The sequence below is a fragment of the Nocardia sp. NPDC051832 genome (assembly GCF_040681285.1).
Lineage (GTDB): Bacteria > Actinomycetota > Actinomycetes > Mycobacteriales > Mycobacteriaceae > Nocardia.
This window is the reverse complement of the sequence record NZ_JBFAYL010000002.1, coordinates 1,211,714-1,231,244: the sequence shown is the minus strand read 5'-3', so window position 1 is coordinate 1,231,244 and position 19,531 is coordinate 1,211,714. Positions and strand designations below refer to the sequence as shown.

Sequence of the window (19,531 nt, the reverse complement as noted above, 5' to 3'; positions counted from 1 at the left end):
AATAAATCAATGCCACAGGCACCTAATTGACTTCGAGGTAACCGCTACAATTCGTCGTCGAATTCACGGCGGAGGCGTGCGTGACGGCGCATACGAAGTTCGCCGTCGATCATTTCGTCGTAGAGTCGTTCGAATTGTTCACTGAGCGCGTCATCCCATTCGGAATCTGGTCGGCAATAGCCGATCAGGCGAGTGGGACGCACACGTCGATCGAGAAGGTTCATGGCTGGCTCCCGTCATCCGCAGATCACCGAATAACCCTCAACACCAGCACCTTTGGCACAAATGAGGGTATGCGTAGATATCGGAAACTCCGATTCACACCGAAGCGGGCGCGACGCCTATTACTGAACAGGCGGGGCAGGAGCTTCCAAATTTCGCGCCATCCGGTTCCGCTGCGGCGGTTGCCGGGAAATGTCGCCAAGATCGACGAACCAGCTTCCAATGTAATACGAGTCACTCTCCAGCACAAGCAATTTACCGAAATACAGCAGACCAAACACATCCCATATGAGATGTCCCGCAACGGGGACAGGGCTGCTCAATCTCCGACATAGAAGTTGTCGTCGTACGCAGCACGGAATAATTCAGCACGCCTCACGCCGCATTTGCTTGCATCGCGGGCACACGTCGACCACCGAGGCCGGCATCGGCGCCACGATCGCGACATCGATGAGCGCTTGGCGTTGAGCGCCGGAGGGCAGTCGGTGCCATGTGCATTCGACTGTGATCCAGTCGTCGTTGTCGTCGAAGCGGATCCGGCTGCGGAAGCGGGCGCGCGTTCGTGTGCCGTTCAGCAGGTCCCGTCCCAGCTCCACCACTTGAACCAAATCCTCGGGGTGCGGCCGGGGTTGGTGGTGCAGCCAGCCGGCGATCGGCTCGTTGTTGTTGGCAACCCAGTCGTGCACGGCCATCGCGTCGAGATCGACGATGCCCAGGGCGTGTCCGGGAAGGATCGGGACGCACCGCAGTACCGCCTCGTACAGATCGGCACCAGGCTGCACCCGCTCTTGCCCCACGTCGCACACCAAAGCGCGGACGGTGCTGGCAGATGCCCAGGGAGTGCGGGCGGCCAGATGCAGCTGGTGCACGGTGCCGTCCCCGTAGGTGCGTGTCGCAGCGCCCGTCCATTTCGCCACAGGGTTCATCAAGCTGAACAGGCTGAGAAACCCAGCGCGATCCTCGAACCGATCGAAAGCCGCGATCAGCTCCGGCAGCAGCAAACTGTCCAGCTTCGAATCACCGTGGAGCATCGCCCGCGCGGTCGGCGACATCGACGCCACCAGGTGGGTGTTCCATTCCAGAACACCCACCTGCGGTGGCCGCGGGGGACGCTCCCCTTCGGGGCCCGCCCACACTGTCGCGCCGCGAACCTCCCCTGAGATTCCATAGACCGGGCGAGCAACAAGCTTGACCAGTGTCCCGGACCGCAGGGTCACGTTGTCCACTACCGAGGTCCGCGCCTTCCCACACCGGATGAGGAGCGGCTTCACTCGCTCGGCGATCGCGGTATTGGGGGCGATGGATATGCGTTTGAGCGCTGAGAACTCGCGTCGAAATTGTCCGTCGACGACGACGGTCGGCTCGCTCCAGTCGTCGAGCATCTCGACGACCACCCAGTCCTTCGATGTCCTCGGCCGGTACGGTCGCCACGACGGATCCTTACCGTTCGGTGGCGCCGATGCGAGCCGACGGGCATCTGCGCTATCAGGTTGCTTGGTCATGATCCGCCACCTTCCGTACAACGCAATTCGTCGACGCCGATACATCGGGCGTGCTGTGACCGCTACGCCACACCGTCCGCATCCCCTGGGCTGCAATATGATTCACGCTTTCATGGCCTGCAGATTTCACCGCGGTAGCGGTCGGCTGCTGCAGATGCCGATTCATCGTCGACGTCATCACGAAACCTCTCCTGCCGTCGCCGTCCCGTGCAAGATCTCCGCCGCAACAGCGAATCGGGACGCAGACAGAAGTCACCGTCACCGCCGCGCACGCAGCGGACATGGGGATACAGCGCAAATGATTTGGGTGAATGAAATTCAGTCGCGCAAGCGTCAGCCGCCGCAAGCGGATCCGCCTTGCGCTCATCCAGCAACTGCCACCGCAGCTCTGGGAAATACCGGCCCTTACCGGGCTACTCCGAGTAGCTTCTGGATAGCCCAGGACTGACAATTTCACGATACCGCCGGACTATGACCCAGGCAACAATGGCGGCAGAAATCGGGCTCCCACCTCGGATGGCCGAACCGCGCAACGCGCCCACATCCGCTACCTGCCCGTCCTCGCCCCGGGCCTGTGAACATTTGCTTGAGCGCACACTTGCTGGTGCAGGTCGGATGCCGCCGGGCCGATGATTGCTAAGTATTTGCGGTATAGAATCGAGGTAAACCTGATGGCCACGGACACCCGTTAACCACGAGCACTCCACAGACCGCGCGTTTCCCGTCACCGAAACCCATCTCTGGGATACCGGACTGGCGCGGCGGAGAGGCGGGCAGCATGGTCAGCACACACCGGGGCGCGTCGCGAGCTCGGCTGGGCAACGCCCCCGCCGCACGCGAGTGGACAGTCATCGAAACCCTGCGCGGTAACCCCGATCAGATCTCGGTCGTGCTCAAGAAGAACAAACCCCAGACCTTTCTAGGCCTCGGACGGGCGAGCCTGCCACGCACGATGCTCGAAATCACGGTGGCCGATTGCCTCCGATCCGGGGTAACAATCTCGAGATCCGTCACCGTCAACGACGGCCGGACATATCGGCTGGTCACCATGCCGATTATCGGCCCCACAGGCAGCATCTACGCGGTGATCGTCTGGTCAGCGAGCATCATCGAGCAAATGCCCCAGATCCCGAAAGTCGGCGCGATGGAATGGAGCCCGTCGGGCGTCCTCACCGCCACTCCGGCCGCGGCGTATCTGCTCCGACCTCCCAACGACCGCCCCGCAGGCCACACCGTGCCCGAGCTACTGGCCAGCTTCGAAGACTGGGAAGACAAATTCGGATTCTTCGCCATGTTCGAGATGTTCAGCCTCAACGGCAACAGCCGCACCGACGAGTGGGCCGGCTCCGCATACAAACGCTACGAGGACGGCACCCTGCACAAGCTCCACATCGCTGCCCGCGCCGTCGGCACGGGAGCGCAGCGCCGAATCCGCGCGGTCGTCTGCGACGTTCCCACCACCGACCACCCCACCGGAACCGACGTGGCCGTCGCAGCCCTACGGGCCGTCCCGATCCTGCCCGGACACGCCCTTGCCCTGGTCGACCTCGGCACAGCCTTCGTCCACGAATGGATCACCGACGACCCGCACCTGGCCGGATGGCCACACCACCACCCCACCTACGACAACGACGGCCGCGCCCGCGTCGCCGCGACCTGCTACGACCTCGCACTCGGGCAACCCGCCGCCACCGTCGAGGCACGAATCCGCTTCAACCCCCTCGACGACTGGATCGACATCCACAGCCAATGGAAACGCCTCGACACCATCCGCCCACAAGCCATCCTCGACATCACCCCCGCCGTCCCCCACCCGCCACCGATCAGCGGCTGCAGCCTCTGCGCCGACCTCGTAGACCCCAGACGCCTCAAATAAGGCCTAGTCCGACTGCCGCGCGTGGTCGTCTTCGAGAATCGCTCGAAGGATCGGCACCGCGTGATCGACGAACAACAGATGTCCGGCACCCTCGATTTCGTCGTAAGTACTGTTAGGGATCGTCGCGGCCAGTCGACGGCCGTCCGCGACCGGAACGTTCTGATCGCCGTCGCCGTGCCAAATATGTACTGGCACAGCAATATCGACAGGGTCGAACCCCCACGGCCGCGCGAACACCACCTGGAAATCGACCGCCACACCCCGGCTGCCGGTCTCGAACGCCGTGTGAATATTCTCCGCAAGTTTGCTCTTCAGCCAATCATCACCGGCGACCCGATCACGATCAGCCACACCCATCTGAGCGATCATCGCATCGAGCCCGCGGGGTTTGCGCACCACTTTCGCCATCCGCGCAGCTACTGGACGGGCCAGGAACGGGAAGCGTCGCAAGATCGACAACCCGCCGGCGCTCTTGCCGCCGTCGATACCCTTTTCGAAGGGGGCCGGAGAGCTGACGACTACCGCATTGCTGACACGATCGGGAAGCTGTGCGGCAGTCGCGAGGGTGTACGGGCCGCCTCCGGAAGCGCCCAGCACCGCGAACTGATCGATCTCGAGCCAATCAGCAATGCCAGCAACGGTTTCAGCGAAGTCGAGCACCCGCTGGCGCGGCGCCATCTCCGACATCCCCACCCCGGGGCGATCGATCGCAATCAACCGCACGCCCACCTCCGCAGCCGCCTCATGCGCAAACGCGACACCCTCCACGTGACAACCCGGCACACCATGATGCGCTAACACCGGATACCCGTCCGGGTCCCCGCACTCCATCCCGCCCACCCTCACGCCCTGCCACGTCATCGTCCATGGTGTCGGAGTCACGCCAGCAGAATAGGGGCGACGATTCGTCAACACACCGAAACCGAGCACACCTGCCCGATTTGACGGTATCCCGTCCGAGCCAGGCAGTCTCGCTTTGGAAGCGGGCGATCGTGAACAGGCCCGGCGGTGGTGGGAACGAGCCGCTGGATTGGGCAGCTCGCATGCAGAAGATGGTCTTCGCCTGTTGGATGACGGGTATTCGCGCGCGGAGGGGTGGCCAGCCAGGCAAACCTCTAATCGGCGAGATATTCGAGTAGCGGGCTTCCGCTGGTCGGCTACCGGGTGTCGAGTTCTGTGCCCGACTCGCAGCGCTGGGAGTTGGTGTACGCCGAGGACATTGAAAATCAACGGGCAGAGATGGTCTTGGCCTCGCTAAACGCTCGGTAGTGCCGGCAAGCGTGCGCCGGTGCCGGCCTGTCCAACCCCGCCATCAGCGCCACCCTCAACCAGGACGGCATCCGCACCTCCGCCGCACGGCCACGGTGGGAACGTTGGCACGTCGATCGCCTCCTCGGCACCACCGAGGCCGCACGCCTCGTCGCGCGTGCGGGTGGCCAGTTGAACCGGACCGCTTGAGCAGCGCCGTTTTCCGCCGTCAGATCGTCGGCTGCGGTGGCGGCATCCAGCGACCGCCGCAGACGATCTCACCGAGGATTCGAATCGAGGAACTCCCGAACCGCCTGACCGCTCATGACCAGAGCCGGGTTCCGCGCCGCCTACAGAGGAATCTTTCGACCAATCGCCCACAGAAATCGAGATGCGGGCTCCAGTTCGAACACATACTTCCCGTCAGCGTCCTCGTCGGGCTGAGCGCTGATGATCTGGGAGAACCCCTACAGCTGCCCGTCGACGAACGCCAGAAGGCAATCCCCATGCTGCTCAATCGTCTTGCTGAGAACCTCCACCACCGAGACGCCCCGCCCTCACGATCCCCGGTTTACCTTCAACCTGAGGCCGAACATCCCGTACTGGCTTTCATGGCGCGCCGATCGAACCAGCCAGCGAAACCCCGCGGAAGGTCAACGGGCCGAGCCGATCTGGTGCCGGCCCAACATATCCTCACGGCTCCCCTACTTATCTCCGGACGATTCGATCTGTGAGCTCGGGTCGCTCGGTCTGGCGCGGTGCCCCTGTGGCTCCCCTTGGTCTTCGAGTCCTCCATAATGGCCGATGCAGGTGGCGTTGGGATCGTGAACTCCTCATAGGAGGCAAGCCCGAGAGGCTCGCTAGTAGGGTGCGGCACAACTGGCTACTGGAGCAGCATTTCTCCTGCGCCGATTCGATCACTCAAGCCCCTCGGTTACAGGGGGACGTACGGCATGTCGCCGACCCCATGGTGGTGCGTCGGACAATCCATCACATCTCGACACTCCAGCCCGGCACGACCGCTCGCGGTCGCCTAATCGTCGCTGCATAAGCCGTAGGAGGGTCTGGCCCCTGCGACGGGCTTGTCGTGACGGCTGCTGAGCGTTCTTGATCCGCTACGGATGCGCGGAAAGTGTAAGGTTTGTAAGCTAGCTACAGCCGCCCCACATTCGGAGACGGCAGCTGGACATGAAGTGACCCTGGCCCGTTGCAGCGAACCAGGGTCACCGACTGGCTATAGCCAGTCGTCTTCTTGTACAGCGCGAACAACCCGGTAGGCAGCCTTACCAGCGTTTACCAACGAGGCCGCTACGGTGAGAATCACCGTGGCGGCCTTCGCCTTTGCCTTGAGTTGCCAGAGCAGGGGACGCTTCATGTGCATCAACCTCCATTTCGGATGCCGGTTCCCGGTACGGGAAGCCGACCAGATGCCGTACCCCAATGAGGGATTCCGACGGCACCCAAGACGGAGGTTGAGTCCAATCGCCTGAGCCTGCGCTGACGCCGACACTGACAATACATCCGCAAATCCAGTGGCGCACAAGGAATTTCATACCTACCGGTCGGCTTTATAGGTGGTTTTAGTGGCCGATTGCGGGTAAGCCGTCGGCGCGTATTTGCCGAGAAACCCGCTCGCGCTGCCGCACAGGGCGCATCCGGCGTGCGACGTGCTCATCGTTCGAAGATGATCAGGATCAGCACCGGGCGCTTGCCGAATCGGGGTCGGCGCAGAGCGCATCGGTTGCGGCTATCCGTCGGTGCCGGGAATGCAGATCGGCCGGGCATGCGCGGTGGTCCGAGACATACTGTGATGCAACACGTGCGCCTCGAACTGGTCCGCAGAAGCCGCTCTTTCAGTTCAACTCATCTTCACCGCCGGGTTGCGGGCGGCCGGGAATTCGTCGTTGCCCGACCGGTCACTGCCCGAATGGCGGATGTCGGATGTCGGATTGCACCAAACGCTGCCTCGCAGCGACCCGCACGATCGGAAGTTGGCAACGCGGTCAACGGACGATCCGCCAGCCGAGGTACTCCATGGTCTTTAGTAAGCGCAATTATCCGCATAGCGTTCTGGACGGCCTGTTGTTCGCGTACCTCAGCCCATACGGACGTCGTCGGACTGAACTTGATCAGGCGGGCACCTCAAGGTTGTTGCCCGTGACACGCTGAATTCGGCGTCAGGGCTGGCCAGTCCTTCATGCGGCTCGGCGCGCGAACGTTTCCGATACTCCTACAACGGGTCTAAGGTCGGCCTAAACTTGAGGAGTGGAAAATCTGTTCCCGGTCGTACTCTCTGTCGCCTCGGTCGCGACAGCTGTGTATGGGGTCCTGCGAACTTATTTGGCGGCGCGGAACGAACGGGCGCGCATAGTCGACATCGATAAGCGAGCCGACGACCTCGTCGGCCCGATCGCAGATCGTAACCTCGGCCGTGTGGTCAAGGCCGGCGATCTACCCGGCTGGCTTCAGGGGATGCTAAATTCCCAGGGCGATTCCTTGAGTAATCTGCCTGTCACCGGCGAGTCGGGTCGCGACGGGGGCAAACTGGAATGACCAACCCTGAGGCTCCCCGTTCTGAGGATCCGATCCTGCAGCCGGTCCGTGCGGTACAGCTGAACCACGAAGAACACAAGATCCAGTTCGGCGAGCTTGCTGTCAAGCGGATCGTGCAGGCCGTCAACGAGTCTCACCCGCTGGATGGTTTCACTCCTCAGGCTTTAGCGAAGCTGGCGGCAATTACAGAAAAGACAGCAGGTGACCTCGGTGTCAGCGCTGCTGAATTTGCCCGTAAACGGAACCAAACGGTGATCGATGTTCCCGACGTAACAAAAGCGGACAGTAAAGCACGCGGGACCCCCCTCACATCATGGCTGTTCGGTATTGGAGGATTGCTAATCGGAGCGGCGACTGCCATCGGAGTGACGCTGATGAGCAACCCCGAATCTCACAATTTCCGCCTGCTAACGATCATTGGTATCGTCTGCTTCCTCCTTGGGGTGACAATAGTCATTAAGACCAAGCCACAGAGCCAAAACCGCTGACCACACGAGAGTGTGCAAGGTACCCGCCAGAGGCGGCCCCAAGGAGGCCCTCGGGGAATCGTTCTACCTGCCGATGTGGAAGTCGTTCTACTGGGCACGATGGCGCTGAACCAGCACCCGCGATTTCAGCTGTGTAGTTAGCCCAGCCGCGGCCTGCAGCAACAGCATTCAGAATTGTAAGCCCCGCCAAGAAGGCGGTGAGTAAAATCCCTTTGCGCCTCAGATGTATGGCCGCCTGGTCGAATCTCACCAATCCTGACATGCGTGCATTGATGGACTCCGCAATACCCGCGCAGACAGGAAACTCTACCGGTGGCATATCCTTGATTAGCTCCCAGTCCCGCTTCAGTTCTAGCGGTTATCTCTGGCCGACGCGCGGTAGCTCAAAGCTGAGGCAAGCAATGAAACGGAGGCTGCGGCCAGTCCAACTATGAGAGCTATGGTTGGCTCTGGTTCATGTTCAGCATGCTAGTGCCTAATGGGAGTTGATCGGGAAATCCTCCACCGGATGTAGTCCGGTGGAGGCAAGCTGATCACGAGCCGCTGGTCGGTGAGCACTTCTGTCGCCGGGAATGTTGCTCGATTCCTACGGTTAGATCGTGCCCCGGCCGGTCGGTGAGGTTGCCTGTAGCGCTGATGGGATGTCGTGCCATTGGAGCACTGATCCATTAGGTCGCCGCCGGGTTGCCTTGGGCTCGAACAGAACTCACGCCGATCAGCTTGGAGGTGATCGATGATCTTTGTCGGTGATGATTGGGCTGAAGATCATCACGATGTTCAGGTGATGGACGAAAACGGCAAGAAACTCACCGCACGACGGCTACCGGAAGGTTTGGCCGGGATCAGTGGGTTGCATGCGCTGCTCGCCGCCCACACCACCGATCCCACCGAAGTGGTGATCGGGATCGAAACCGATCGTGGTTTATGGGTCGATACGCTGGTCGCGGCCCGGTTACGAGGTTTACGCGATCAATCCGCTCGCGGTCGCTCGTTACCGCGACCGCCATCATGTTTCCGGCGCGAAATCCGATGCCGCCGACGCGAAACTGCTCGCCGATCTGGTGCGCACCGACCGCCACAACCATCGCCCGATAGCCGGGGACAGCCCCGATGTCGAAGCGATCAAGGTCCTCGCCCGCGGGCGCCAAAACCTGATCTGGGCTCGTATCCGCCACACCAACACCCTGCGGTCGACGCTACGGGAGTACTACCCGGGCGCGCTCGAAGCGTTCGACAGCCTCGCCGACCGCGACGCCTTGGTCGTCCTCGGCCGCGCACCCACTCCGGTCGAGGGCGCCCGGCTGAGTCTGTCAGCGATCGGAGCGACAAGGGAACTGAACGATACGTCTGCCAAAGTTGAGCCCAACCGCCCTCAGCGGCAACTTCCTCCGTATCAGATCATCACACTTCATCCGGATGACTGTGACGCCCCACCATCATCCGCAACTTTCTGGTGAACAGGTGAACAGCGGCCTAGCGTGGCGTACATGGACAGCACCTCCACCGGGCGTGATCTCCATCCGCTCCTCATCGGGAGCCCCGAACGCGATGGATTGATTCTCACCGTCACCGCGATCGGTTTCGACGACCCGGCACTCACAGGATCACCCTGGCTACGCTGTACCGACGGCACGACCTATCGTGTACCCGCGTATCTCCATGACTGGGCGGTCGCCGCCATTGCCGGCGAGGCCCGTCACCAGCAAAGCACCGGAAGAACACTGTTCCCCCTGCGGTTGAGAATCGCCGTACAGGACAAGACGCTCTCTCTACAGGTGATGTGAACACCCGCGTCAGCGACGCGGAGGTATCTAGCTTGATCATTTCCACCCGCTCTAATGTCTAGTTCTCGACAGTCCGCCTACTTCAGAGGGATACCGCATGGCGCGCAAGGTTGTTGTGACACTGATCGACGATTACGACGGCAAGTCCAAAGCGGACGAGACCGTCACGTTCGCTGTCGACGGCGTCGCGTATGAGATGGATCTGTCGGTGCCAAACGCAGATGTATTGCGCGGCATCTTCGAACAGTGGACTCCCCACGCTCGCAAAGTCGGTCGCACATCCCGCGCCAAGAGCCGCAGCGAACGGCCTGCGGATGACCAGGACCAAAGTGCGGCCATCCGCGCATGGGCACGCCAGCATGGGCACGAAGTATCCAGCCGCGGACGGATCTCGGCCACACTCGTCTCGGCTTACAGCGCAGCGAACCCTTAACGCGCCCGCTCTTACACATAGGGCGTCGCGCTCGCCCTAAGATACCCTCAATTACGTTGCCGCGCTGATGGATTGATGCATGGAACCCCTTATGAGGCAGTCGGCTCGAACTGGCGCGCGCTGACGGCGCAGGGATCTATTGATGTTTTCAGACTCTGCGTCAGCGCACTTACCCGAGGCACCGATCTTGGCTACTCTTCCGTCAGCTCGGGTGCGGCGCGTCCCATCCGCGAAATCAGTGACCGAACCATTGCGATATGGCACAGCGAAGACCCTCGGTTCGGCACGTGGGGGGCTCGCTGAAGAATTTGTGGAGGTTGGCGTGGGCGTCGAAGTCAGGACCGAAAGTGTAACCAAGTCCTTTGGTTCGCAGCGTATTTGGCAGGACGTGAGCATTACGCTGCCGTCGGGTGAGGTCAGCGCGCTGCTCGGCCCGTCCGGTACCGGTAAGTCCGTCTTCCTGAAGTCGCTGATCGGCCTGCTGCGCCCCGAGCGCGGCTCCATCTTCATCGACGGCACCGACATCACCACCTGCTCCAACAAGGAGCTCTACGAGATCCGCAAGCTCTTCGGTGTGCTGTTCCAGGACGGCGCGCTGTTCGGCTCGATGAACCTCTTCGACAACACGGCGTTCCCGCTGCGTGAGCACACGAAGAAGTCCGAGACCGAGATCCGCAATATCGTCATGGAGAAGCTGGAGCTGACCGGTCTGCTCGGCGCCGAGGGCAAGCTGCCCGGCGAGATCTCCGGCGGTATGCGCAAGCGTGCCGGCCTGGCCCGTGCGCTGGTGCTGGACCCCCAGATCATCCTCGTCGACGAGCCCGACTCCGGTCTGGACCCGGTGCGTACCTCGTACCTGTCGCAGCTGCTGATCGACATCAACGCCCAGATCGACGCCACCATCCTGATCGTGACGCACAACATCAACCTGGCCCGTACCGTGCCCGACAACATCGGCATGCTGTTCCGCCGCCAGCTGGTCATGTTCGGCCCGCGCGAGGTGCTGCTCACCTCCGACGAGCCCGTGGTCAAGCAGTTCCTCAACGGTCGCATGATCGGCCCGATCGGCATGTCCGAGGAGAAGGACGAGGCGCAGATGGCCCGCGAGCAGGCCATGGTCGATGCCGGTCACCACCACGGCGGCGCCGAAGAGGTCGAGGGCATCATCCCGCAGATGAAGGCGCAGCCGGGTATGCCGGTTCGCCAGGCGGTTGCTCGCCGCCAAGCCCGGGTCCGCGAAATCATGCACACGCTGCCCCGCGCCGCGCAGGACGCCATCCGCGAGTCGCTCGCCGGGGAGGGTGACACGCAGGTACTTCCCGCCTACACGCAGGCCGGGTACTAGCCTCGTTCAGTTCGCCACTGCGCCATTACCTTTCCGATTTCGGTAACCGGTGGCTCACCGTATAGCCATTCACGGGCGAAGGTGTGCCAGTTGGCGGTGGTCTCCAACTGGCCGAGGGCGGCGAAGGTGAACAGGTCGGTGCGGCGGGAGAAGACGCATTCCGGGGGCAGCCTCTGTTTGCGCATACCCCGGAATTCGTCAGCTCTCGGATCGACGGCGAGAACCATTGCGCCGGTGGCGAGTTCGGGCGTGATGGTGATTTCCTCGTCCAGGAGATGCCAACCCGCGGCGGCCCAAACGTAATCGAGGCATTCCTGGGGTGTGACGGCCGAGGCTCGGTCGACAATCCCGCGGTCGATCCACTGGTTGTAGAGATCTTCGGCCCGGCACTCCGCCGCGGCTTGCAAAGCTGCCCGCTCGTGTTCGACGTGCACCGGGTCCATCCGGTGGTAGAGCCCGAAGTCGACGAAGCCGACCCGGCCGTCGGCGGCCAGCAGGACATTGCCGGGATGCGGATCACCACAGAACTCACGGTCGGCGAAGAGCGAACCGATATAGAAACGGTAGATGAGCTCCCCGATCCGGTTCCGTTCCGCAGCGGGGAGCTTTCGCATCTGTTCGAATGACTGGCATTCGAGGAACTCGGTGACAAGAACATGTGCTGTGCAGTGCTCTTCGATGCTGTCGGGCACGACGATGAGCGGATGGTCACGGTAGCGCGCGGCCACCCGGTGCTGGGTCCGAGCTTCCCGCATGTAGTCGAGTTCCCCGGCGATGTTACGGGTGATCTCGTCCAGTACCCCGGCGTCAGCCGCGCTGGGAAGGACGGATTTCAAGAGCCTGCTGAAGAACTCCAGATTGCGCAGATCGGAGCGGACCGCTTGGTCTACACCCGGATACTTCACTTTCACCGCAACGCCGCGACCGTCCCGCAGCCGTGCCTGATACACCTGACCGATCGAGGCTGCGGCGATCGGTGTCTCGTCGAAATCAGCGAAAACCCCCGACAGCGGGCCGAGGTCGGCCTCGATCACCTTGCGCATCACCGGGAACGGCGCCTCTGGTGCGCTATCGCGCAGTTCGGCGAGCTTGAGCCGGAACAACTCCCGATGCGATTCCGGCACCAGGTCGACGTCGAGTACCGACAGCATCTGCCCGACCTTCATGGCCGCGCCCTTCATCCCGCCGAGCACAGCCACGAGCTGCTGCGCGGCCTGCATGGAGGAGCGTTCAGCCAGCAATCGCCGCGCCTGCTCCGGCCGACCCACCATCGACAGCCGTGTCCCCACCCCACGCGCGGCTTGTTCCGCGGCGAGCAGGCCCAGCCGGCTCCCCCGCGCCAGCCGACTGCTCGGCACCCGACCATCGGCCATTCGCACCTCCGTAGAAATCGCGCGGCAAACCAAACATACCGCCGCGATAGTTACTGTCGACACCTAAGCTGAGCGATGCTCAGTCCACAAGATCTCAACACGCACCAGGGAGGATGTGATGCCGCCGAAGGCCCCGCAGCATCGCCGGCAGCCGACTCAGGATCGGGCGAAAGCAACAAGGGAACACATTCTCGACACCGCTGCGCGCCTGTTCGGCGAGCGCGGCATCGCCGAGACCTCGACCAATCGGATCGCGCAAGAAGCCGGAGTGAGCATCGGCACTGTCTATCGCTACTTTCCCGAGCGCACCGTCATCGTCGACGAACTGCAGGAGCGCATGCTCCGCATTGCCGAAGAACGGTTCCTCGAATGGATGTCGAGCCGCCCACAACACCCGATAGACGACCTCGTCACCGCGATACCGCAGCTGACCACCGAGATCCTCGAGCTCTTCGCCGACGTGCTCGCCACCAACGCGAAGTTGGTGCGCGCCTTGGTGATCGGTGTGCAGTTCCACCGCAGCGGCATTCCGGAGCTGGAACCGCGCCTGCGTTTGCTGGTCAAGGTTTTGCTGATCCAGGTTCTAGGGCCCGGAGACGACCAGAAGTACGACAGGATGACCTTCGTGCTGATCAATACAGGGTTCGCGGCAGTGATGCGAGCGTCGTTGCCCTCGGTCGACAGCCTCGAACGCAAGCACACCGTGGCCATGACCGCCCAGATGATCGCCACCTGGATCCAGGCCGACCTGCCGGCCCCGCAGCTATGAGTCTTCACTCGGGGCCGGGTTGCCGCGTTCGCGGAACGAGCGGGCGATGAGCGCCGAACGCAGCTGCCACAGCCCCAAGGTGGCAGTGGGGTCCAGTCCGGTGAGCCGGCCGATACGCCGGAGCCGATAGTCGACGGTATTGGTGTGGATGTGCATCACTTTGGCTGTGCGCTGACGACTAAGGTTGTTGCTGATATGGCTGTGCAGTGTGTCCAGCAGTTCCGGGTGGGGGTCCAGGGGATCAAGCAGTGAGCCGAGCATTTCCCGAGCGGGTCCGGGCCTGGTCAGCTGGTACTCCAATGCCATATCGGCGAACCGGTACACGCCGGGCACACATCGCAGCCGCTGCACCATGTCGAGCAATTCGTGTGCGCGGTCAGCGGCACCGGGTACTTCTTCCACCGAGGCGGTCACGACAGCCGCGGTTACTGGCACGTGCGCGGCGGCCGACAACTGGGCGATCAGGCCATCGAGCTGCTCATCGGCCCACATCTGCGTCGGAATGAGGATCGTTCCACCGTCCACACTGAGCAAGGCGAGCGCGTTCTCGCCGCAGCGGGTGGCCAGTTCGGCCTGCAGACGGCGCAGTTTTCGGCGCGCGACGACCTTGCCGTCGAGGGCCGGATTCCGCTCGTCCGGGTGGGTCGGAATATCCAGTGCGAGCACGGAATACTCTGGCGCGACGGCGATTCCGCACTCACGGGCCATGGTCGAGGTGGGGTAGCCGCCCAGCAGTGCGGAAGTCAGCGTGTGCACGGCCGTGTGATGCTCGCTCACCACCGCTTTGTGCTCGCGAACATAGGCGCGAGCGACCGTCCCGCTCATGGTGTCGAGTAGCTCGACCACACGTGCCATACCGTCCATCAAGTTGGCGTAATCCTGCGCGGTCGCATCGGAAACGATGAGAGCCATGCCGATCTTGAAGCCTTCGTGGATGGCATGCAGGATCGTGTCGATCGGCACGCCTTCGCGCGCCCACCCCGCGGCGGCCGCGCCCAGCCGGTCGGTCTTGGCCGGGATATCGCGGCCGTCGAGCATGCTGACCGACAGCTCCAAGCAGATCCGGGTAACCATGGTGACGTCACCGGAGATGATGTCGCCTGGCAAGGTGCCGCAGATGATCACATTGTCGACGAAGTGCCCAACTAGCTCCCGCGACACCTTCCGCACATCCTTCAGAGGTGTGGACATCGGTTTACCCGAGACTGTGAGGCCCGGCCGAAGCGTCTCATTGGTTGTCATCATCGACTCCCTTCCCGCCCATTTGCTGCGGTTCTATCCGTAGTCGAACCCTAAGTCGGCCCAGAGCTCACATTCCACTCCTCTTTGCCCTGTGATCTCGGCACAGCGAATTACGGTATATGACCAGCGAATTTACCGTTGTCAGGCTTGCTACAGAGCGGTTTTCCTACCGCGGTTAGTTCGTCACCTCTCATTTTTCGGACCAGCTCGCGACACAGCTTCCGCGATCTTCCGCCCGCGCTCGTGGTGATAGACACCAGCGCGGTCCAGGCCGCGCTGTGACGCAGATCAGACCTGTGCCACGACGTCCGCACCCGGCGTGAATGCACGCTTAAAGTGTGCATACCCGCCGCTCCCACGGCGGGTGGTGAAGAGGGTTGTTCCCCCTCCGCACCCGCCGGGGTCGACTCGCTAATCCCCATCCCGGCGGGTGCGTCCCACCGCCGGTGTGTGCTGGCTACAGGTCCGTCGTCTGAAATCGGCCGCACTCGCCGGTGGTGGTCACCTCAGCTCGAAAGCGGGCGAATTCGATTGGGATCGTGACGTCGTCCCAGCGCGCTGTTATCCGCAATGTGTATTCCGACAGCCTCCAGCAATCACCGAAGAGATCGACCTTCGACGGCGGTAGCCTCCGAGTTGTCCCGTCCCATCGCGGATGGATTAGGAGTTGCGAAATGGTTGCCGAAATCGTCGAAGTGGTTGATGATTTGCCGCTGGCACGGCAAGTCGTCTGGGACATACTCATACAGCCGGAGAACTACGCGCGGTTGTTCACTGGAATCGGCGGGATGGAGCAACTCGAACAGGACGACAGCCACTGGCGCGCAGCATTTCGGGCCGGATCGCCCGCGTTCGGAATCGAAACCGTCGACGTCCAGCTGACCGTCGGCCAATGGTACGAACGGATGGAGCTATCCGCGCCGAAGGTGGGCGCACTCGCGGCAATTCGATTGAAACGCGAGTTCAGCGGCAGCTTCCATCAAGCCGAGCAGACGACTATCCGAATCACCTTCTTCGCCGCCGCCCGAGTGCATCCGGGGCTGACAAAAGTGTCCAAGGCCGCACTCCACGAGTGGACTCGGGACGGCCTGCGGCGAATAACGGAATTCGCTCAGCAAGCCCCGAAATCCGTACTGATCAATGGCGAGAACCTGCCGATTCGCCGCAGCATAGGTGTAGCAGGCCAGATGATCCGAACCGGCGTGCTGGCCCCGACCCGGCCGGACCGTGGTGTGCGGCAGCTCGCCGGCCTGGCGAAGTGGCGGTTCACGCTGCCTGGCGGCTACGCGGCCGGCGCCGCACTCGACCCGGATCGACCGGCCATCATCGATGACCACGGCAGCCGCACCTTCGCGGAATTGGACCGGCGAACCAACGCGCTGGCGACCGCACTGGCTGATCTCGGTATCGATTCCCATCAGTCGATCGGCCTGCTCGCGCACAACCACGCCGGCATGGTCGAAACAATGGTCGCCGCAGGCAAACTCGGCGCTGATCTGGTACTGCTCAATGCCGGGCTTTCCGGCTCCCAGCTGGAGCAGATCGCCCAACGCGAGCGCCTGGCAGCCCTGTTCGTCGACGCCGAGCTCGAACCGCTGGTTCGCTACCTGCATGGTGGTATTCCGCGGTACACCACCGGAATTCGGCGCTCACGCCCTGATCTGTCAACCATCGATGACCTGATCGCCTTGGGTCGCACACAGATCCCCAGACCAGCTCGTCCTGGTCGGCTGCTCGTTCTGACCTCCGGAACCAGCGGCGCACCGAAATGTGCGCGGCGACCGCACGCCAAGGGGTTCGGCACGATCGCGGCGCTGCTTTCCCGGATCCCCTTGAAAATGCATGAGACGATGCTCATCCCCGCACCGCTGTTTCATACCTGGGGCCTGGCAGCTCTCCAGCTCAGCACGGCATTGCGCGCCACCGTCGTGCTGCCGGAACAGTTCGACGCCGAGGGCTGCCTGCGCCTCATCGCCGAGCATCAGGTCACCTCTCTGATCGTCGTGCCGACTATGGTGCAGCGGATCCTCGGCCTGCCGGCCACGGTCCGGGCCCGTTACGACACCAGCAGCCTTCGAGTCGTAGCCAGTTGCGGCGCGCCACTTCCGGCGGCGACCGTCTTGCGTTTTCTGGATTGCTTCGGCGATGTCCTCTATAACGTCTACGGGTCTACCGAGGTGTCCTGGGCGACGATCGCCGATCCGAAGGATTTGCGTATCTCCCCCACCACCGCCGGTCGCCCGCCGCTGGGAACCAAGGTCGCCGTCCTGGGCCCCGACGGGCGCCCGCTTCCGATGGGCGCCGTGGGCCGGATCTTCGTGGGCAACCACATGCTCTTCGACGGTTACGTCAACTCCACGCCGCCCGCCGAGGCCGACGGCATGCTCGACACCGGCGACCTCGGCTATATGGACGTGGCGGGCCGGTTGTTCATCGCGGGCCGCGACGACGAGATGATCATCTCCGGCGGCGAGAACGTTTTTCCACGGCCGGTCGAGGAGGCGTTGTCGTTCCTACCGCAGGTCACCGACGTCGCGGTGGTGGGCGTACCGGATTCCGAGTTCGGTCAGCGCTTGGCCGTATTCGTCGTCAAAGACCACGGTTCCGGATTGGATTCGGCGATGGTGCGGACCTATATCCGCGGCCGCCTCGGCCGGATCTCCGTGCCGCGCGATGTGTCGTTCCTGACCGAGTTGCCTCGCGGCGCCAGCGGCAAGATCGTCAAGCGGTTGCTCGCGATCGGGCAAACAGTACGAACCCCGACCCCGGAACACGCGATCGAGTCGGTGCCCGGCAGCGGCGACGTGCCGGATGGAGCCGACGACTGAAGGTCGTCAATGCCAGAGACTGCGACAGGGCAGCTGCCGCAGTCCTGGCTTCACCTGGCCGTCGATCGTTACCTGCAGTCCGAATTGTCTTGCCGCTGCGGCGAACTCGGTCGCCTCCGGCCACGTCGCAAGATATTCGAGGACTATCACGGCCCGAGGATCCGGCCGGTGGAAATGAACGGTCACGTGGCAATTCAGCGTGTCGTCCGCACCGTTCGAAATTGCTGTATTCGGATAGCGCACCATTGCGTTCCTTCGACTGCCATATCATTACCTGACCCGACAGACGGATCAAGATAGAGGCCGCAACTCCGACGCTATCTTCGCACCTCGGTTTATGTGGGATATATGCGCTGCGCTGTACGATTCACATCCGTCATGGCAAATCGCTGTGAGAAATCTTCGCGTCCGGCGCATCTACAGCAAGCAGCACACTCTCGTCTCACCGATCGAGGATCTCGCTGGCCAGCCAGGCGTCGTTCACGCGTTGCATGCGCAGCACAACTGTCCCGGAGACACTCTGCTGAGCGACCCCGTCCTTGGCTGCCGCTACGGTCAAGTTGACCAGCAGCTCAGCGCGATCGGCGGTGAGCATGGCCACCCCCACCGGATCGGCAGCGGCCTGAACACTCGTCTTTGCCTGCCTGATCGCCTCGACGGTGGTGGCCGAGAACTTGTTCAGATCGGTGAGCATCTGGCCGGTGACAACTGCGCGCACCGCGGCATCGTAGCCGTCGATGGATTTCACGTCGTAGCCGTAGATGGTGAGTAAGGCGTGCACGCCGGCTGCCTTCACTTCATCGGTAGCTGCCGAGTCGAGGAGCGCCGCGTTGGCGTCGTTCACGCCGGGATGCGTAGCCGCGAACACGGCGAATCCACCGAGCATCACCGTGGCCGCGGCAGCGGCCGCTACCTGACGCCACGAGCCCGTCCGACCCGGCCCGATACGGGCCCAGGCGAGCCGCCCACCGGACTCGGGTGCGGCCTCGTCAGCCGAATCGACCGCCGTTTCCGCCGACCCGGTCTTGTCGTCGACATGCTCGAGCTCTTCCTCTGCCTGCTCGTCCACTGACGGATTCTCGGCAGGTGTCAGCTCATCGACCGTGCTCGCGGCAGGCTCCAGGCTGGTCACCGCGTCCTGGGCCGATTCGGCAGGCTCGGGCGTTGTGACGACCTCCGGCTCCGCGGACTGACGTTTGGTGGTGACACGGTTGATCGGTCGACGGTTCGACATCAGAAGCTCCTACGATCCGGGCCGGGGGGCGGGCGCGGCCGGCGCCGGTGGCACCGTGGCGGTAGTGGTCGGGTTGTCCAGCAGCACAGGCTGAGTCAGCGACGCCACCTTTTCGGTCTTCCAGACATCCCCCTCCTTGGTCATGTCCAGACTCCAGGAGTACCGGTAGTTCGACGCCGACTTGTCCTGCTTGACCTCGGTCACTTTCAACACCACCAGGGCCGCGGCCTTGTCCAGTTCACTGTTGAGCGAGATGAGCGCGGCATTGAGCACTTGTGACTGCATTCCGACGGCGGCCTGCTGTGCCATCTCCTCGGATTTCTGCCGATTCTGGTTCGCCGAATCCAGGATCGCGCCGGTCATCGATGACCGGGCCAGCTCCAAGGAGCCGGGGATGTCGTCGATCTTGATCGTGGTCATGTTGATGGCGGCCTGCGACGCAGCCGTCAACGCGGCCGCACGCGCTTCGGCGCGGGGACCGTCGGTGAAGTAAGCCGCGCGCACCCAGCCCCCGCCGAACCAGATCGCCGCGATCAGTGCCACGACCAGCGCAGCGGCCGTGCCAACGGTGACCGCGGTCGGCGGGTGCGCGACAGGTTTTGCCGCTTCCTGGGATTCGGTCGACTCACTCACC

The 19,531-nt window shown here is 62.9% G+C and carries 16 protein-coding genes and 1 pseudogene; 9 read left to right on the top strand and 8 right to left on the bottom strand.

Going from position 1 to position 19,531, the window contains the following annotated elements:
* Window positions 1-44 precede the first annotated feature (44 nt).
* Together AB0M14_RS15595 and AB0M14_RS15590 are read right to left on the bottom strand one after the other, a co-directional pair.
* Window positions 45-224, bottom strand: coding sequence for a hypothetical protein (locus AB0M14_RS15595; protein WP_364994550.1), 180 nt, complete (start codon window positions 222-224; stop codon window positions 45-47).
* A gap of 363 nt (window positions 225-587) precedes the next feature.
* Window positions 588-1,724 (bottom strand): GAF domain-containing protein, encoded by a 1,137-nt coding sequence (locus AB0M14_RS15590; RefSeq protein ID WP_364994547.1) that lies wholly within the window; start codon window positions 1,722-1,724, stop codon window positions 588-590.
* A gap of 778 nt (window positions 1,725-2,502) precedes the next feature.
* Here AB0M14_RS15590 and AB0M14_RS15585 point away from each other — a divergent pair.
* Entirely contained in the window at window positions 2,503-3,600 is a 1,098-nt protein-coding gene (locus AB0M14_RS15585; RefSeq protein WP_364994545.1) for a GAF domain-containing protein, read from the top strand.
* 3 nt (window positions 3,601-3,603) lie between these two features.
* Here the strand turns inward: AB0M14_RS15585 and AB0M14_RS15580 are convergent, their stop codons facing one another.
* Entirely contained in the window at window positions 3,604-4,431 is an 828-nt protein-coding gene (locus AB0M14_RS15580; RefSeq protein WP_364995828.1) for an alpha/beta hydrolase, read from the bottom strand.
* Window positions 4,432-7,113: 2,682 nt separating this feature from the next.
* On the opposite strand from AB0M14_RS15580, the gene AB0M14_RS15575 reads away from it, so the two are divergent.
* From AB0M14_RS15575 to AB0M14_RS15550, 6 genes and pseudogenes are all read left to right on the top strand, one after another.
* Window positions 7,114-7,401, top strand: a complete 288-nt coding sequence (locus AB0M14_RS15575) for a hypothetical protein (protein ID WP_364994542.1) — start codon at window positions 7,114-7,116, stop codon at window positions 7,399-7,401.
* Entirely contained in the window at window positions 7,398-7,889 is a 492-nt protein-coding gene (locus AB0M14_RS15570) for a hypothetical protein (RefSeq protein ID WP_364994539.1), read from the top strand. The genes AB0M14_RS15575 and AB0M14_RS15570 overlap by 4 nt, the downstream gene beginning before the upstream one ends.
* A 733-nt stretch (window positions 7,890-8,622) precedes the next feature.
* A pseudogene (locus AB0M14_RS15565) lies at window positions 8,623-9,202 on the top strand (IS110 family transposase); the annotation flags it as partial.
* A gap of 174 nt (window positions 9,203-9,376) precedes the next feature.
* The gene (locus AB0M14_RS15560) at window positions 9,377-9,673 is read left to right on the top strand and encodes a hypothetical protein (protein WP_364994537.1); all 297 of its coding nucleotides are present in this window, start codon (window positions 9,377-9,379) and stop codon (window positions 9,671-9,673) included.
* A gap of 97 nt (window positions 9,674-9,770) precedes the next feature.
* Entirely contained in the window at window positions 9,771-10,106 is a 336-nt protein-coding gene (locus AB0M14_RS15555; protein ID WP_364994534.1) for an Lsr2 family protein, read from the top strand.
* A 322-nt stretch (window positions 10,107-10,428) separates the two neighbouring features.
* Window positions 10,429-11,451: an ABC transporter ATP-binding protein gene (locus AB0M14_RS15550; RefSeq protein WP_364994532.1), complete on the top strand. Its 1,023-nt coding sequence runs from the start codon at window positions 10,429-10,431 to the stop codon at window positions 11,449-11,451.
* On the opposite strand, the gene AB0M14_RS15545 is transcribed toward AB0M14_RS15550, so the two are convergent.
* Window positions 11,448-12,824, bottom strand: a complete 1,377-nt coding sequence (locus AB0M14_RS15545) for an AarF/ABC1/UbiB kinase family protein (RefSeq protein WP_364994529.1) — start codon at window positions 12,822-12,824, stop codon at window positions 11,448-11,450. The genes AB0M14_RS15550 and AB0M14_RS15545 overlap by 4 nt on opposite strands.
* Before the next feature lie 118 nt (window positions 12,825-12,942).
* Here AB0M14_RS15545 and AB0M14_RS15540 point away from each other — a divergent pair, with 118 nt between their 5' ends.
* On the top strand, window positions 12,943-13,593 hold the full coding sequence (locus AB0M14_RS15540) for a helix-turn-helix domain-containing protein (protein WP_364994526.1): 651 nt from the start codon (window positions 12,943-12,945) through the stop codon (window positions 13,591-13,593).
* Here AB0M14_RS15540 and AB0M14_RS15535 read toward each other — a convergent pair.
* The gene (locus AB0M14_RS15535; protein WP_364994523.1) at window positions 13,588-14,784 is read right to left on the bottom strand and encodes a helix-turn-helix domain-containing protein; all 1,197 of its coding nucleotides are present in this window, start codon (window positions 14,782-14,784) and stop codon (window positions 13,588-13,590) included. The genes AB0M14_RS15540 and AB0M14_RS15535 overlap by 6 nt on opposite strands.
* Before the next feature lie 725 nt (window positions 14,785-15,509).
* Between AB0M14_RS15535 and AB0M14_RS15530 the strand changes: the two genes are divergently transcribed.
* Window positions 15,510-17,663, top strand: a complete 2,154-nt coding sequence (locus tag AB0M14_RS15530; RefSeq protein WP_364994521.1) for an AMP-binding protein — start codon at window positions 15,510-15,512, stop codon at window positions 17,661-17,663.
* A 6-nt stretch (window positions 17,664-17,669) separates the two neighbouring features.
* Here the strand turns inward: AB0M14_RS15530 and AB0M14_RS15525 are convergent, their stop codons facing one another.
* The 3 genes from AB0M14_RS15525 to AB0M14_RS15515 form a co-directional block, all read right to left on the bottom strand.
* Window positions 17,670-17,909 carry a hypothetical protein gene (locus tag AB0M14_RS15525; protein ID WP_364994518.1) on the bottom strand — a complete coding sequence of 80 codons (240 nt, stop codon included), beginning with the start codon at window positions 17,907-17,909 and terminating at the stop codon, window positions 17,670-17,672.
* A gap of 196 nt (window positions 17,910-18,105) precedes the next feature.
* Entirely contained in the window at window positions 18,106-18,897 is a 792-nt protein-coding gene (locus AB0M14_RS15520) for a hypothetical protein (protein ID WP_364994516.1), read from the bottom strand.
* 9 nt (window positions 18,898-18,906) lie between these two features.
* On the bottom strand, window positions 18,907-19,530 hold the full coding sequence (locus AB0M14_RS15515) for a hypothetical protein (protein ID WP_364994514.1): 624 nt from the start codon (window positions 19,528-19,530) through the stop codon (window positions 18,907-18,909).
* Window position 19,531 lies beyond the last annotated feature (1 nt).

Excerpts from the sequence above, each read along its gene's own strand:
- AB0M14_RS15595 (WP_364994550.1), bottom strand. The coding sequence starts at position 224 with ATGAACCTTCTCGATCGACGTGTGCGTCCCACTCGCCTGATCGGCTAT.
- AB0M14_RS15590 (WP_364994547.1), bottom strand. The coding sequence starts at position 1,724 with ATGACCAAGCAACCTGATAGCGCAGATGCCCGTCGGCTCGCATCGGCG.
- AB0M14_RS15585 (WP_364994545.1), top strand. The coding sequence starts at position 2,503 with ATGGTCAGCACACACCGGGGCGCGTCGCGAGCTCGGCTGGGCAACGCC.
- AB0M14_RS15580 (WP_364995828.1), bottom strand. The coding sequence starts at position 4,431 with ATGGAGTGCGGGGACCCGGACGGGTATCCGGTGTTAGCGCATCATGGT.
- AB0M14_RS15570 (WP_364994539.1), top strand. The coding sequence starts at position 7,398 with ATGACCAACCCTGAGGCTCCCCGTTCTGAGGATCCGATCCTGCAGCCG.
- AB0M14_RS15560 (WP_364994537.1), top strand. The coding sequence starts at position 9,377 with ATGGACAGCACCTCCACCGGGCGTGATCTCCATCCGCTCCTCATCGGG.
- AB0M14_RS15555 (WP_364994534.1), top strand. The coding sequence starts at position 9,771 with ATGGCGCGCAAGGTTGTTGTGACACTGATCGACGATTACGACGGCAAG.
- AB0M14_RS15545 (WP_364994529.1), bottom strand. The coding sequence starts at position 12,824 with ATGGCCGATGGTCGGGTGCCGAGCAGTCGGCTGGCGCGGGGGAGCCGG.
- AB0M14_RS15540 (WP_364994526.1), top strand. The coding sequence starts at position 12,943 with ATGCCGCCGAAGGCCCCGCAGCATCGCCGGCAGCCGACTCAGGATCGG.
- AB0M14_RS15535 (WP_364994523.1), bottom strand. The coding sequence starts at position 14,784 with ATGTCCACACCTCTGAAGGATGTGCGGAAGGTGTCGCGGGAGCTAGTT.
- AB0M14_RS15530 (WP_364994521.1), top strand. The coding sequence starts at position 15,510 with ATGGTTGCCGAAATCGTCGAAGTGGTTGATGATTTGCCGCTGGCACGG.
- AB0M14_RS15525 (WP_364994518.1), bottom strand. The coding sequence starts at position 17,909 with ATGGTGCGCTATCCGAATACAGCAATTTCGAACGGTGCGGACGACACG.
- AB0M14_RS15520 (WP_364994516.1), bottom strand. The coding sequence starts at position 18,897 with ATGTCGAACCGTCGACCGATCAACCGTGTCACCACCAAACGTCAGTCC.